At 58.6% G+C, this 14,573-nt stretch carries 14 protein-coding genes; 12 read left to right on the top strand and 2 right to left on the bottom strand.

All coding sequences use genetic code 11. The features are described from left to right. Positions 1 to 161: 161 nt before the first annotated feature. Positions 162 to 2,384, bottom strand: a complete 2,223-nt coding sequence (locus GY725_10845) for a DUF3604 domain-containing protein (GenBank protein ID MCP4004683.1) — start codon at positions 2,382 to 2,384, stop codon at positions 162 to 164. A 94-nt stretch (positions 2,385 to 2,478) separates the two neighbouring features. On the opposite strand from GY725_10845, the gene GY725_10840 reads away from it, so the two are divergent. The 12 genes from GY725_10840 to GY725_10785 all read left to right on the top strand — a co-directional run bounded on the left by GY725_10840 (position 2,479) and on the right by GY725_10785 (position 14,171). Continuing rightward, positions 2,479 to 4,122: a hypothetical protein gene (locus tag GY725_10840; GenBank protein ID MCP4004682.1), complete on the top strand. Its 1,644-nt coding sequence runs from the start codon at positions 2,479 to 2,481 to the stop codon at positions 4,120 to 4,122. Positions 4,123 to 4,303: 181 nt separating this feature from the next. Next, entirely contained in the window at positions 4,304 to 4,615 is a 312-nt protein-coding gene (locus tag GY725_10835) for an STAS domain-containing protein (GenBank protein ID MCP4004681.1), read from the top strand. Positions 4,616 to 4,627: 12 nt separating this feature from the next. Next, positions 4,628 to 4,990, top strand: a complete 363-nt coding sequence (locus GY725_10830; GenBank protein MCP4004680.1) for a response regulator — start codon at positions 4,628 to 4,630, stop codon at positions 4,988 to 4,990. A gap of 26 nt (positions 4,991 to 5,016) precedes the next feature. After that, complete coding sequence (locus GY725_10825; protein MCP4004679.1) at positions 5,017 to 7,164, top strand: chemotaxis protein CheA; 2,148 nt, start codon at positions 5,017 to 5,019, stop codon at positions 7,162 to 7,164. After that, entirely contained in the window at positions 7,161 to 7,724 is a 564-nt protein-coding gene (locus GY725_10820) for a chemotaxis protein CheW (protein ID MCP4004678.1), read from the top strand. Before GY725_10825 ends, GY725_10820 begins: the two co-directional genes overlap by 4 nt. A gap of 124 nt (positions 7,725 to 7,848) precedes the next feature. Then, on the top strand, positions 7,849 to 8,691 hold the full coding sequence (locus GY725_10815; GenBank protein ID MCP4004677.1) for a protein-glutamate O-methyltransferase CheR: 843 nt from the start codon (positions 7,849 to 7,851) through the stop codon (positions 8,689 to 8,691). Continuing rightward, a complete protein-coding gene (gene cheD / locus GY725_10810; protein MCP4004676.1) occupies positions 8,688 to 9,311 on the top strand; it encodes a chemoreceptor glutamine deamidase CheD in 624 nt (207 codons plus the stop codon). Before GY725_10815 ends, cheD begins: the two co-directional genes overlap by 4 nt. Positions 9,312 to 9,326: 15 nt before the next feature. Further along, positions 9,327 to 10,418 carry a chemotaxis response regulator protein-glutamate methylesterase gene (locus GY725_10805; protein MCP4004675.1) on the top strand — a complete coding sequence of 364 codons (1,092 nt, stop codon included), beginning with the start codon at positions 9,327 to 9,329 and terminating at the stop codon, positions 10,416 to 10,418. After that, positions 10,415 to 11,722 (top strand): hypothetical protein, encoded by a 1,308-nt coding sequence (locus tag GY725_10800; GenBank protein ID MCP4004674.1) that lies wholly within the window; start codon positions 10,415 to 10,417, stop codon positions 11,720 to 11,722. The genes GY725_10805 and GY725_10800 overlap by 4 nt, the downstream gene beginning before the upstream one ends. 32 nt (positions 11,723 to 11,754) lie before the next feature. Continuing rightward, positions 11,755 to 12,060, top strand: a complete 306-nt coding sequence (locus GY725_10795) for an STAS domain-containing protein (GenBank protein ID MCP4004673.1) — start codon at positions 11,755 to 11,757, stop codon at positions 12,058 to 12,060. A 3-nt stretch (positions 12,061 to 12,063) separates the two neighbouring features. Beyond that, positions 12,064 to 13,803 carry a SpoIIE family protein phosphatase gene (locus GY725_10790; protein ID MCP4004672.1) on the top strand — a complete coding sequence of 580 codons (1,740 nt, stop codon included), beginning with the start codon at positions 12,064 to 12,066 and terminating at the stop codon, positions 13,801 to 13,803. Beyond that, positions 13,800 to 14,171: a hypothetical protein gene (locus GY725_10785; protein MCP4004671.1), complete on the top strand. Its 372-nt coding sequence runs from the start codon at positions 13,800 to 13,802 to the stop codon at positions 14,169 to 14,171. Before GY725_10790 ends, GY725_10785 begins: the two co-directional genes overlap by 4 nt. Before the next feature lie 111 nt (positions 14,172 to 14,282). Here GY725_10785 and GY725_10780 read toward each other — a convergent pair. Further along, a partial coding sequence (locus GY725_10780; protein MCP4004670.1) for a transposase occupies positions 14,283 to 14,573 on the bottom strand: 291 nt, incomplete at its 5' end.

Genomic DNA, 14,573 nt, shown 5'->3' with positions numbered 1-14,573 from the left:
GAGAAGCGGGAGTCGCCGCCTGAGCAAGAAGCGTGATCCGATCGCAGATCCGTAGATCTGCAGAGGGTCGCGCGACGCAGCGCAGGCGGATGCATCGCGCTTCGCAGCCGCAGCCTCCCTGTGCAGAGGTTCCCTAGCCCGTATTTCTTACACCATGGAGACTAGCGCTCGAAGTCGACGAAGATCGGCGAAGACCAGGCGCGCTCCTCGGTCGACGACAAACATTCGTCCTCGACCGCTTCATCCATGCAAGGTCTCACGGTCAAGCAGCGCCCCTCTGCGTCGCGTTCACAGCGTAGGGGGTCGGCGTCGACCGCTGGACTCGGTACTTCTATTGCCCGCGCATAGTACAGAGCATCGCGGCCTGCGCTACGGAACTCGTCGTCGGTAAATACCACTCTGCAGCCACTGAGGTCATCGGAGCACTCGAACACGCGCCAGGGGTCTTCGATCAAGGTCTCGACCCGCTCGTTGGGGTTCAGTTGCGGGCGAACACGCACGACTTCGATGCGGGAGATCTGTCGGCGGCGATCCGATGGGTTGTAACACTCTCCCTGACAGAGTCGTTGCAGGCGTTCCGGAGAGAGTGCTGAGGTAGCGTAGTCGGGACAGCCGGGCTTCTGCTCGAAAGAGCCGACTGCGCGCGCCTCGAAGATCGGCGCCTCCTTCATCCTGGTCTCACTACCCATCGACAGTCGATCCTTCGTCTTGGGCGCGTTGAGCAGATCGAACCAGAGCAGGATACGCGGTCCACTCGTTCCATAGACTCGCTTCTGGGACATTGCCGCGTAGATCGATTCGCGGTCGCGGGCCGGAGTGTGCACGGCTACAAGTCCGCCGTTCAGGAAGAACGAAGCCTGACGCTCGGCCTCCCAGACGCCGAACAGCGCCTGCGCACGTTCCGGATCCCATGGCTTCGAATGGGCTTCGGGTTCCTCGTCGGGCTTGCTTCCGAGCGGCGTGTCCGAAAAGTGGCTGAAGCGCGCCTCCGTGAACTCGCTGCGAGCGACTTCCTTATAGCCCGTTCCGGGTCGAGCAGAGTGGTTGTCGCTGGAAGCCATGAAGCCGAAGCGGAAGCGGAGCGGGTCACCGCTCGGCGTCTTGCGCCCGAGTGCCATCATGTACTGGACCGAGTTCTTTGGACGGTAGTTGAATGCGGGCTGAAAGCAATCTGTGCACTGTCCCGCTTCGAGCCAGTCCTGGATACTTGCGTCCGGAACGGTCGAGGCACCGCCGTTCAGGTCCGCGTCGACGAAGTGTTGCCGGGCTTGTACGGCGCGTCGCTCGCACTCTTTGGCCTCTTCGCCTGCGCTGATGCAGCGTTCGCGAATGATCTCTCCAGCGCGCCAACAACTCGGTTCATAGTTCTTGGTGGGACCCGGGCACGAGTTTCCGCCCCCGGCTTCAAAGGTGATCTCGCGCCAATCGCGGTATTCCTCGGAGTTTCCGTGTCCCGAGAACACCTCGACCAGTCGTTGACGATCCGGGTCGTGTTGCTCGGCCGTGAGTTGCTTGTCCCAACTCGATCCCAGAGGAGTGTAGAAACCCCAGGCCGTACCGTGCGGGATGACCAGAGCCTCGTGTCCCCAGTCGTCGAGTTTCGCGAACAGCTCCGCTGGCGTACCGGCTTGTTCTCGACAGTCCAGGGGAAGATCGCGCACGGGCACGTCGCCCGGGCAAGCGGGCACACGGCCCGTGTCCTGCAGATAGCGGGCGAGCTCCATTCCACCGCTACCCGCTTTGGCTGCAGCGTAGGCGCCAAGACCAAAGGTCGGAATATCGGCAATGCGATCGGTGGGCGGCAATGCGGCGATCGGTCGCGCCGGAATCCGATCGTCTTCCAGATCGCGCAAGATCACGTTCTTGTGTCCGTAGTGTTTCGCCGGGCTGTTTCCGACTTGGGTCCACTCCCAACCCAGGTAGGACACCATGTCCGGCTCTCTGGAGTCTCCCGATACGGCATTGCACTGGCGAATGGAATCGACGGTCTTTTCCCAGCGCTCGGGTGTCGAGGCCAGCGCGTGGTCGTTGATCGACCAGAAGTCGAGTTCGGAGCAATAGCGGGCGAAGTCGCACGCGTCCGCGATCGGATGAGCCCCGTCCCCGCCCGCGAGCGGCAAGCTCATCATGAACGCGTCGAAGGAGTAGGTGGTGTGTACGTGCAAATCGCCGAATACGATCTGGTCGGGATTGGCGACGCCGATTCCTTTGGCTGCGGATCTCTGCGCTTGAGAGCGACTCGTGATCAGGGATGGGGGAATCGGCTCAACCGTCACGGTTCCCGGACCGTGCGGAGTCACGAGCCAGCCGCGTCCCAGCAGCCAGATCCCTGCGAACCCGATGACGATGGTCAGACCTAGAATCGAAAGAATGCGGGTGATCATGACAGGAGAGTCTACGCGAGCCGGATACGTGATGGGAAATCGTGTTTTCGGATCGACCGTACAAGAGCGGGCCTCTCTGGCGTAGGCTGTTCGGATGAGCGACCGCATCGCAACGGCCATCTGCGCGGCCCTTCTGGGCGGCGCCACATTCGCGATCGTGCTCCCGACGGCGCTCGCGCGTTGGTGGTTGAGCCCCGATGCGATCGAACATCTCTTGATCGCCCAGCATTGGATCTACGGAGCGGGGTGGGTCGACCCCATTCAGTGGTATTTCTATCTGGACGCAGACCCGCCACTTCCGGCCATGGCGGTTCGTGCGCCGCTGGTATCGATTGTGGCAGCGCTGCCGCTCTGGTTCGGCGCAAAGGTCTCCACCATCGTCTGGTTGCAGGGGCTGATCGCGGGGATTACCAGCGCAGGTACCGTGATCTGCGCGCGACGTTTCATGCGCCTGCCCGCCGCGATCGCAGCGGGGGCCTTGATCGGACTCTCGCCCGGTTGGTTGTTCCTGGCCCGCTTTCCCTGGACCGAGATCCTGGCCGCAGGGCTGTTCCTGGCGGTGGTCGCCAGCGCGCCAGGTGTCGCGCGTTCGCTGTGCGGTGGGCTGTTGTGCGCGTTTCTCACCTGGTTGGCGTGGATGGCACGGCCCAATCTATCGGCGATGGCGCTGGCTGTGATCGTTGCCGTCGTCTGGCAACTCGGATGGCGCAATTCATTGCGCCATCGCGGCTTGCAATTCTATGTGGCGGGATGCGCTGCGCTCTTCCTGGGGACCCATCTCGTGGTTCGCGCAGCTACCGGACTGGCTCCCTATCAGGGCTACGGAGTGGTGGCCGAGATGTTCCACTGGGATGATCTCTTTCACTACAAGAAGGAGTTCATCGGCTCGTTCGAGTTCGTAAACCAGAACTTCGAGCGTATCCAGGCTCAGATCGGTCTGCGCATCCGGCAGCTCTCTGCACTGCTGTTCAATGATGTTCTCTACCTGCGTGTCGGCTGGCTAATCCCGTTCGGCCTGATCAACGCTCTGCGCCCGCGACGGGATGCCATCGACTTGCGAGTCGTCGCGTTCGCACTCCTGGGCTTCAGCAGCGTAGTCGTGATCATGTACGGGGGCTTCGATGGTGTGCGCCATGCGCTCCTGTCGGTGATTGCGGCAGGGCTGTGTGGCGTGGCCGCGCTTGACGACGCAGCGCGTTGGCTGGAGAAGCGTGTTTCCAATACTCACCTCTGCCATTTCCTGCATCTCTCGCCTGCATTGCTGATCGCTGGTGTGCTGGCCGCAGGTCCGCTGCCCACCGTGCTCGAGCAAGCGGGCCGGGAATGGACGAAGTATCAGCGGGACGGAACGATCGAGTACTACCAACCCAGTTTTTCTCGCCTCGCTCCGGCACTCTGCCCGCTGATGGATTCCGCCGCCCGCGTCGCCAGTAGCGACCCGTGGAGCGTTGCTCTCTGGTGCGGGAATCATGGAATGATCTTGCCCGTCGACCTCGACACGTCTGAGTGGCAAGAGCGCTTCATTCAGGAAAAGCGTCCGCGCTACCTTCTAAGTGATCGCAATCGCGATCGACTCGCCTTTCGGAGCTCCCCGCTGCTGATCTTGCGTGCGGAAGTCGGATCCTTTGGGCTCTGGGAAGTGGCGGAGGCACAGGCCGAAACCCCCGACTGGCATTCCCCGCCTCCGCTTGCCTGCAGCGGGAAACCGCCTTCCTGTGCGCAGTACCTCGGCCGCTAGGCGATCGAGAAGTCGACGACTCCAATGCGCTTGACAGCTCAGGCGTAGACACGAGCGAATAGCCTCGCCTCCGATCTATTGAGCTGCGTGGCACGCAGGAGCCGTCCACCATCTCTGTAAAGCTATTCCGTAAATATCCGAAATATGTGAAGACAATTGAATTTCCAGAGGCCCTCCTCCCATGAATGACGCATCTGAAGAAACACGGGTCACGCTCGACGGAACACTCGATGTCTCTGCGGCCAAACAGCTTCGCGAACGCCTTTCGACCGCACTCGATGCAGGTTGCCCGGTCGTCGTCGATGCATCGGCCGTCGACAGGGTCGATACCGCGGCGCTTCAGGTGCTCATTTCCTTCTCGCGCGATGCGGAGCGGCAGGAAATGGGAGTGCGCTGGGCGGATCCTTCTGACTCTCTTTGCGACACCGCAGCTTTTCTCGATGTATCGCGTTTTCTGGGACTGCCGGACGTGCCAACACCGGTAGTGAACTGATCGGAGGTTCTGATGGCCAACGTGCTTATCGTCGACGACTCAGTTTCCATGCGAAAGCTCGTGGGTGGCACTCTCGAGGATGCCGGCCACCAGGTCGTCGAAGCTGAGGATGGCGTCGTAGCTCTCGGTGTTGCGAAACAAAAGAGTGTCGACCTCGTCATTACAGACGTGAACATGCCGAACATGGACGGTCTTACTCTCGTCGAGGAATTGCGAAAGCTGGGTACCTACAAGTTTACGCCCATCCTTGTCTTGACGACCGAAACGGATCCTGAACGGAAGAGTCTGGCCAAAAGCCGCGGCGCTACAGGTTGGCTCGTCAAGCCTTTCGATCCGGCTCTGCTGCTCGCGACCATGAAAAAGGTTCTCAACTAGAGACCGTCGCCTGGGAGATCTGTGGCATGACGACTAGCGACGAAGACCGACGCGCCCAACTCCTCGGATACTTCTATGAGGAGAGCGCGGAAGGTCTCGAGGCGATGGAGTCGAGCCTGCTGGAAATCGATATTGCCCAGCCCGACTCGGAACAGATCAATGCAATATTCCGGGCGATTCACTCCATCAAGGGATCGGGCGGATCGTTCGGTCTGGATGATATCTCGCGGTTTGCACACCACGCTGAGACTCTTCTCGATGAGATTCGAGCCGGTGACCGCCAGCTGACGAAAAAAGGCGTGGACGTCTTGCTCCACTCCACCGATTGCCTCCGCGACATGATCGAAGCGATGCGGGATGGCAAGGAATCTGATCAAGACCGGGTTGAAGAGATCACCGGGCAGCTTCTTGAAATGCTGGAGGAGACCGAGGAACGCGCTCCAGAAGCTTCGCAATCGCTTTCAGTCGAGTCCGCTATCGAGCCCGCGTCTGCTTCCCCGAACGGGACCAAGGCGGAATGGGAAATCCGTTTCGCTCCCCACCGCCATCTCTTGCGTACCGGAAATGAACCCGTGCGGATTCTGCGGGAGTTGGAGTCCCTCGGTGAGTTGAAGGTAACGGCTGATCCCGAGGAATTGGAAAGCCTCGACGACATGGATCCCGAGGACTGCTACCTGAGCTGGGACCTCTCACTATGCACGGATGCCTCCGAGGAAGTTCTCCGAGAAGTCTTTGCCTGGGTCGAGGAGGACTGTGATCTCGAAATCCGGTGCCTGAGCAAGACCGTCGAGTCTGTAACTGAGGATGCGAACGCGGATTCGAACACCGCCGAGGATGCCAAGGTCGAGCCGAGCAAGGCTGCTGCGGCCAAGAGTTCTGGCAAGTCGGGCGCACGAGCAGCGTCCGGAGGTGGATCGATCAGAGTCAGCACCGAAAAGATCGATGCTCTCGTCAACATGGTGGGTGAACTCGTAATCACTCAAGCGATGTTGGGCGAGGTCGGAGATAATTTCGACGAAAACCGCCTCGAAGCACTACGAGAGGGGCTGGGACAACTCGCTCGGAACACTCGCGAGCTGCAAGACAATGTGATGCGAATCCGGATGCTGCCAGTGAGTGTCACCTTCAATCGCTTTCCCCGGCTGGTACACGACCTGAGCCAAAAGCTCGGAAAACGGGTCGAACTGGTACTCATCGGAGAGGCGACAGAGGTCGACAAGACGGTCCTCGAGAAACTCGCCGACCCGCTCGTACATCTGATCCGCAACTCTCTGGACCACGGCCTGGAGAAACCTGATCAACGCGTTGCAGCAGGAAAATCCGAGACGGGCAAGATTGTTCTCAATGCCTTTCACCAGGGTGGCAACATCGTCATCGAAGTGGGCGACGACGGGGGAGGTCTCGATCCCGATCGCATCCGCGCGAAGGCACTCAAGAATGGTCTGATCACGGAAGAGGACAACCCGACAGACTCGCAGCTCTTTGACATGCTATTCCAGGCCGGTTTTTCGACGGCCGAGAAGGTCAGCGATGTTTCTGGACGGGGCGTCGGTCTCGATGTCGTGCGCCGAAACATCAGAGAGCTTGGCGGAACTGTAGCGGTTGATTCGACAAAGGGCGTCGGTAGTACATTTACGATTCGACTGCCCCTGACCCTTGCAATCCTCGACGGTCAACTCGTAAGAATCGGCTCCGAGACTTTTGTCATTCCGCTGATCTCGATTGTCGAATCACTCCAGATCAAGCCCGAGTTCGTAAACGTCATCACTGGCTCTGCCGAGATCTACCGCCTGCGCGAAGAGGCGATTCCCATCGTCCGTCTATACGATCTGTTCGATGTCCTTCCCGATCGACAAGGAATCGACAACGGTCTGCTCGTCGTGGTGGAGGGTTCTGGGAGCAAGTCAGGCTTGCTGGTAGACGATCTTCTCGGCCAGCAGCAGGTCGTGATCAAGAGCCTGAAAGACAACTTCGGAGATGTTCCGGGCCTGGCAGGCGCCACGATTCTGGGTGATGGAACCGTAGCCTTGATCGTCGACATCGCGGGCCTGATCGAACTCGCAAAGAATCGGATTCCCGAGGCGTCAGTCAAGACGGGCGAGGTTTCCCGGTCCTGTGAAGCGGTAGCCGAGCCAGCCGAAAGTGATTCGGCTGCTCAAGGAGACAGTCAATGAACGCAGCCGAGAGTTCGACGCAGATACTTCCCGCAGATCACGAAGTCGACGAAAATGCGGGCCAGTACCTGACCTTCATGCTAGCCGGCGAGGAGTATGGAGTCGATATCCTTCGGGTCCAGGAGATCCGCGGCTGGGAGAAGGCCGCGAAGATCCCCAACACTCCCTCGTATGTGCGTGGAGTGATCAATCTTCGTGGCACGATCGTTCCGATCATCGATCTCCGTCACCGCTTTGGTCTCGAAGAAGTCGAGTACGGACGTACGACGGTGGTCGTGGTGTTGCGGGTCGAGGACGGCGAGGAACACCGCGTGATGGGAGTCGTCGTCGATGCAGTTTCCGATGTCTACAACATCGGTAGTGAGCACATGAAGCCCGCTCCGGATTTCGGCATGGGAATGAAGTCCGAGTTCGCGCGCGGTCTCGCGACGATGGACGAGAAGATGATCATCGTTCTCGATATCGACATGATTCTGAGCGCGAAAGAACTGGCGCGTGTCGTGCAATCCGAGCCGGTAACCGAGGAAGAGGCCGAGGAGGGATCCGCGGAAGAAGTCTGATGGTTGGACATCGACGACTAGCACCCGTGAGAACTCATCGTTTCGACCGAAAGTACATCTTGAAAGCCCTTCACGAACATTCTCCGATTGATTCCCTTTCGCAACGGGATCCGGGTGGTACCCGATGACAGCCGAGTCCTCGCGCGAGTTTCAGTTCACAGATCGCGATTTCAGTGAAATCCGCTCCCTCGTGATCGAGCGGACAGGGATTTCGCTCTCGGACATGAAGCGTGACATGGTCTATGCTCGGCTCGCCCGCAGGTTGAGGAAACTCGGGCTCCATTCCTTCTCGGAGTACCTGCCTCTAGTCGAGCGCAGAGAAGGTGATGAGGCCACGACCTTCATCAACGCGATCACGACGAACCTGACGTCCTTTTTTCGAGAGAATCATCACTTCGAAGAACTGTCCAAAGTCATACTCCCGGAGTTGATGCAGGCGGGGAACCAGGAACGAAGAATTCGCATCTGGTCCGCAGGTTGTTCGAGCGGACCCGAACCCTACTCGATTGCCATGGTCTTGCGCGAGACGATTCCGGCATCACCCCGTTGGGACGTCAAGATACTGGCTACCGACTTGGATACCGATATTCTGGCCACCGCCAAAAAGGGCGTCTACGTGCTCGACAAACTCGATGGCGTGTCGGCGGAACGCCGACGGCGCTTCTTCTGGAAGGGGCGTGGGAGCAATGCCGGGACAGCGCGTGCGGCACCTGAGCTTCGGGAGTTGATTCAATTCCGCCAGCTCAATCTCATGGAGAGCTGGCCGATGCGCGGTCCATTTGATGTGATCTTCTGTCGGAACGTGATCATCTATTTCGACAAGCCGACACAGGAGCGTCTCTTTGATCGCTATGCCGATCTTCTTCCCGTCGGCGGGAAACTTATTCTAGGCCATTCGGAGAGCATGACGGGTAGCAACAAGCGCTTCGAATTCCGCGGACGCAATATCTATCGTAGGGTTGCATGAGTAAGCCTGCTCCGCCCAAGGCACTTCGCGGTTTTGCGGACATCGACCGCTACTGGGATCGCCGTTTGAGTCAACACGCGGCCAAGATCAAGCCGGGAGAGTTCTACGTGACGAAATGCGATGAAGCGATAGTCACCGTGCTGGGCTCGTGTGTTTCGGCCTGTATTCGCGATCCTGCGGTTCGGATCGGCGGCATGAATCACTTCATGCTTCCTTTCAATAAGTCGGACGCATCGAGCAGTTGGAACGATGGCAAGGCTACGCGTTACGGAACCTATGCCATGGAACAGCTGATCAATGAGATTCTCAAGTACGGAGGCGAGAAGAAGCGTCTCGAGGTCAAGGTGTTCGGGGGAGGTCGAGTCCTTGCGACGATGACGGATATCGGCGCCCAGAACATCAGTTTCGTGCGCGAGTTTCTGCGTGAAGAACAGATGGCAATCTTGAGCGAAGACCTTGGCGATGACTACCCGCGCAAGGTCTACTATTTCCCGCAAACCGGAAAAGTGCGGATGATGAAACTACGTACCGTCAACAACGACACGATCGAGCGACGAGAACGCGCATACCAGTCAGATCTCGAGAAGAAGCCGGTCGGTGGCGATGTTGAACTCTTCTGAGGGCAAGGGGGGGGGATGGCAAAACTCCGCGTTCTGATAGTCGACGATTCGGCCGTCGTGAGGTCCCTGCTGACCGAAATCCTCGATTCCGACCCTGATATCGAAGTGGTTGGAACCGCTCCTGATCCCTACATCGCAAGAGCGAAGATCAAGGCGCTGAATCCCGATGTCCTGACGCTAGACGTCGAGATGCCGCGAATGGACGGGGTCACGTTCTTGAGCAACCTGATGAGATTGCATCCGATACCCGTTCTGATGGTGTCCTCGCTGACCGAGAAGGGTGCCGATGTCACGCTTCAGGCTCTCGAACTCGGAGCGGTCGATTTCGTTACCAAGCCAAAGATGGAAGTTTCCGCCGGGCTCTCATCAGGTGCAGAAGAGATCATCGAGAAGGTCAAGATCGCTGGAGCAGCGCGCGTCGGAGCAGTCAGCGAGCGTCGTGCTCGACGAGTTCGCTCCAACGACCGTGGTATCGCTCCCAAACTCAACGCCGATGCCGTTCTCGAGCGCGTTAGTGGTCCGAAGCACTTCCGCACCACAGACACTCTGATTGCAATCGGTTCTTCTACGGGTGGGACCGAAGCGCTCAAAGAAATCCTTCAGGAGCTCCCGGCTGATGCTCCGGGCATCGTCGTTGCGCAGCACATCCCCGGCTCTTTTAGCGGTTCATTCGCGCAGCGAATGAACGCGGAGTCGAGAATGAAGGTCGAAGAAGCGCAGAACGGTCGCGAGATCCGGCCCGGACACGTCTTCATCGCACCTGGTACGCACCATCTCCTGGTGCGTCGCAGCGGGGCTCGTTTCGTCTGCGAGTTGAACGACGGTCCTCCGGTCAATCGTCACAAGCCGTCGGTCGACGTCCTGTTCCGATCTGTCGCACAGAATCTCGGCCCCAACGCCGTGGGAGCAATCCTGACCGGCATGGGTGACGACGGTGCCTGCGGATTGAAGGAGATGCAGGACGCCGGAGCCCACACCATTGCCCAGGATCAAGAGACGAGCCTGGTCTGGGGCATGCCTGGTTCAGCGGTGAAGCTCGGCGCAGCCGAATCAGTGCTTCCCCTCGAGAAGATTGCTGCCGCGATCCTGAAAGAGTCGGATCGATGAATGGCTTCGCGTCCAAGCACTGGCTCGCTCTGAGCATCAGCGTTGCGGCCGCGGGCCTGGAGGTTTCCCAGGGCGCTTCCTACTGGCAACTTCTGGCGCTCGCCGCAGTCGTACTTGCGTGGGGTGTGGCAACGACTCGATCCGCTCAACCTGCGGTGGATGAGGTTCCGGTTGGACTAGATGAGGCCTGCGCGAGTGAAGGGATCGATATCGCTGTTGCGGAGCCTATGGAAGCTACCGACATCGAAACTCACGAAGATGTGCCGACGGATGAAGAACCGATACCGGAGTTGCCCAGCGCATCAGATTACGGAGCTGAGAGTGCTATCGCATTTTCCGATGCCTCGAGTGCGGCGGTTGGAGTTCTTTGTGATGTTCAAAGTAGCCTCGACCGTGTGCAGTCGCTGATCAGTGATGCGGTCGCGACGCTCGCCACCAGCTTCACCGGTCTCAAAGTCACGGCCCGGGAACAGTCGGCGCTCGTTCGCGGCCTCGTTGAGACCCTGGCCAGCCAGAGCGCGGAAGAAGGTGAAGGTGTTTCGGCCGGAACGTTTCTCCAGTTCGTCAGTGAGACGGACCAGATCCTGAAAGAGTTCGTAGCTCTGATCCTCTCGGTCTCGAAGGAGAGCATGAGCAGCGTGACCCGCATCGAAGAAATCGATGAACACATGGCGAAAATCGATGCTCTGCTCGTCGATGCTGCGAAGCTCGCGGAGCAATCCACTCTGCTTGCAGTGAACGCTCGGATTCAGGCCGCCCACGCGGGTGATGCCGGTAAGGGGTTCGGCGTGGTCGCTGACGAGATCCACGATCTTGCACGTCGCTCGCACAGATTCAACGAGGAGATCGCATTGATTGTCAAAGAGACGAAGGAATCAATCGACGCCACGACAGAATACATTGGCGAAATTGCTTCCAAGGATATGAACCGCACGCTCAAGGCCAAGTCGAGAGTGAACGAGATGCTGTCCGGGATCAATGAGACGAATGATCAGCTGGAAACCTCAGTTATTAGCGTGAGCGTGCTCAGTGAGAAGCTGGGGGTCGATGTCGCCGATGCGACCCGCTCGCTTCAGTTCGAGGACATCGTTCGCCAGTTGACTCAACACTGCGAGACCTGCATAGGGCACGTGACGAAGTTCCTTGAAGAGATGGGAAAAGAGATCGGGGGTCTGGAGAACGACCCGAATGCGATCGTCAACCTGAAGGCGATGATCGACGAATTCGCGAACGCGAACGCTCCCGAACTGCGCAGCGTCGTCAGTCAGGAATCGGTGGAAGCCGGAGAAATCGAACTCTTCTGAGATCAGAAGAAAGTGAAAAGGAGGCGAGAGCCTTGAGCCAGTCAGTAGCATCACGCATATCGGGTACAGACCTCACCATCCGCGTAGCGGGCCGCTTCGACTTTGGAGTTCACCGTGACTTTCGTTCGGCGTACGTCGACGCGTTGAAACCCGGGATGTCCGTGACCGTCGACATGAACGGAGTCGAGTATATGGATAGCTCGGCCCTGGGAATGCTTCTCCTGCTTCGGGAGTTCGCCGGTAACGATTCGGCTGATATCAAGATCATGAACGTCTGCGATGAGGTCATGGAAATCCTCAAAGTGGCGAACTTTGATCAGCTGTTCAAAGTTCTCTGAGACATGACGACGACGCAGGCTCTCAAGGTCCTCGTCGTCGACGATGAGGCGACGACCCGACTGATGATCCGTGCGAACCTCGTCCGCGAGAGTTACGACGTCATTAGTGCGGAAGACGGTGAACAGGCCGTGGCCCTGTTCGAGCGCGAACGGCCCCAGGCCGTGATCATGGATCTCGAAATGCCGGTGATGGACGGCTATGAGGCGACCCAGGAAATCAAGAGGATGGCGGGAGATCTATTCGTACCCGTGATCTTTCTCACTGCAACCCTGGATGAGGACGCGCTGGTTCGCTGCATCGAGTGTGGCGGAGACGACTTTCTTTCCAAGCCGGTCAGCAATCCGGTTCTTCTGGCCAAACTATCAGCCCAGCTTCGCATCTATCAGATGACTGAGACCATGATTACTCAGCGAGACGAGTTGCGTCTGAACCAGATCCAGAATGAACAGGATATGAGGATCGCTGAGAAGGTTTTCGCCCGAATGGTGAATCAGGATACCAGCGAGATCGGAAATGTACGGAAGCTCGTTTCCCCGGCTTCGGTTCTCAGTGGCGATGTGCTGTTGGTGACCACGGCACCCAATGGCAGCGTGCGCGTATTGCTCGGCGATTTTACCGGCCACGGCCTTTCCGCGGCAATCGGAACTCCGCTGGTGTGCGAGGTCTTCTATGGCATGACGGCGAAGGGCTTCTCGATCGTCGATGTAGTCAATGAGATGAACAAGAAGCTCCACAAGGTCCTTCCCACCGGCCTGTTCTTCGCATGCGTCGTCCTGCAACTCGAGATCGGCGAAGATCGGTTGACCAGTTGGTGCGGAGGCATACCCGATGCGATGGTGCGAGGGGTCAACGGTGGAATCAAACACCGGATTCCCTCCAGGAATCTGGCTCTCGGAATCGTCGGAAAGCTGGGCGCGAACTCGGGTACGACGAGTCATTCGCTGGAAGTCGGCGACCGTATTCTCGCGTGCTCTGACGGTCTGGCAGAGGCCTTCAATCCCGATGGAGAGCTCTTTGGCCAGAAACGTCTCGAGAAGATCTACTGTGAGCATCCTGATTCGGAGGCTGCATTCGATCAGCTTTCCCGGTCGATCGCGGATTTCACAGAAGGCGAAGAACAGACCGACGACATCACGATGGTGGAGATTGTCCACGATGGTAGATGTCCAGAGAAATTGGCTGTCGGAGCGGTCGAGAAAGAGGGCGACCTACGCGCAGCGGATTGGGAGGCTCATTTCAAATTCGGGGTTGAGACGCTACGTGCTATCGATCCGCTCCCACTGATCGTCCAGTTACTGGCGGAGATCCAGGGCCTCTCGCAACACCGCGAACATATCTACACGATCCTGGCCGAACTGTTCCGGAACTCACTGGATCACGGCTTGCTAGGCTTGGATTCGATCTTGAAGCAAACCCCGGACGGCTTCGAAAAGTACTATCAGTTGCGCGAGGAACGCCTCGCGGCACTATCAGAAGGGATGATCCGGATCGAACTTCAGCACGAGCCGCGGACTACCGGGGGTCGGCTGCTGATCCTGTTGGAGGATTCCGGACCCGGATTCGACTACGGTGAATGGGAGAATTCCTGGCTTTCCGATCTTCGGGCGAAGAGCGGCCGCGGAATCGCCCTGGTGCAGACTCTGTGTGAGAGCGTCACTTACCTGGGTGACGGAAGCAGTGTATGCGCGAGCTATATCTGGGACCACGATGGAGATGCGCAAGGTGCGTCGGAGGGCACATGAGAACGTCTGAAAGCGAAATCGCTTTTCATAGGAGCGAGGCTCTCGAACTCGTCGCCGACGATCTCGAGCTGCTCGCAACTCTTGCAGGTGTGTACCTCTCCGAGGAGAACGACAAGACCGAGGCTCTGGACGCCGCACTGGCGGCTGGAGATGCTGGGTCGGTGCGACGCATCGCACACTCTCTCAAGGGAGCCGTAGCCAACTTCTGCGCGCATGCCTGTGTCGAGGCGGCACAGAGTCTCGAAATGATGGGCAGGAGTGCGGATCTGTCGGACAGTCAGGAAGCCTGGTCGGAACTGCGGGCTAGATTGAAGGAACTTCGCGAGCAGCTGCTCGAACTCCAGACGGAAGCTGCTTCGGTCGAGTAATTCTTCGAAGAGCGCGCGTCTCCGCGATCAGGCCCCTGACCTGACCCCCAGAGCCGAGGCCATGTGGAATCATGGTGCTCTGACCTTGTTCCTTGAAAGTGCACACCTTTTCTATGTAGCCCCGGCCACCGTGGCCAGAGCCTTCTCCTCAAATCTTGCTGGAGTCACGCCGCCTATTGTCGAGTGCCGCCGGACATGGTTGTAGAAGATCTCGATGTACTCCGCGATCGCATCCCGCGCCGCACGACGACTCGACCACGGCCTTCTGTAGATCAGTTCGTTCTTCAGCGTACCAAAGAAGCTCTCCGCCACGGAGTTGTCCCAGCAGTCAGCTCGACGACTCATGCTTCTCGTGATGCGATGTTCGGCGAGCATCTTCTTGTAGTCGTCGCTCGTATATTG

This window comes from bacterium (genome assembly GCA_024226335.1).
In the GTDB taxonomy this organism is placed as follows: domain Bacteria; phylum Myxococcota_A; class UBA9160; order SZUA-336; family SZUA-336; genus JAAELY01.
This window is presented reverse-complemented; position numbering and strand designations above follow the sequence as displayed.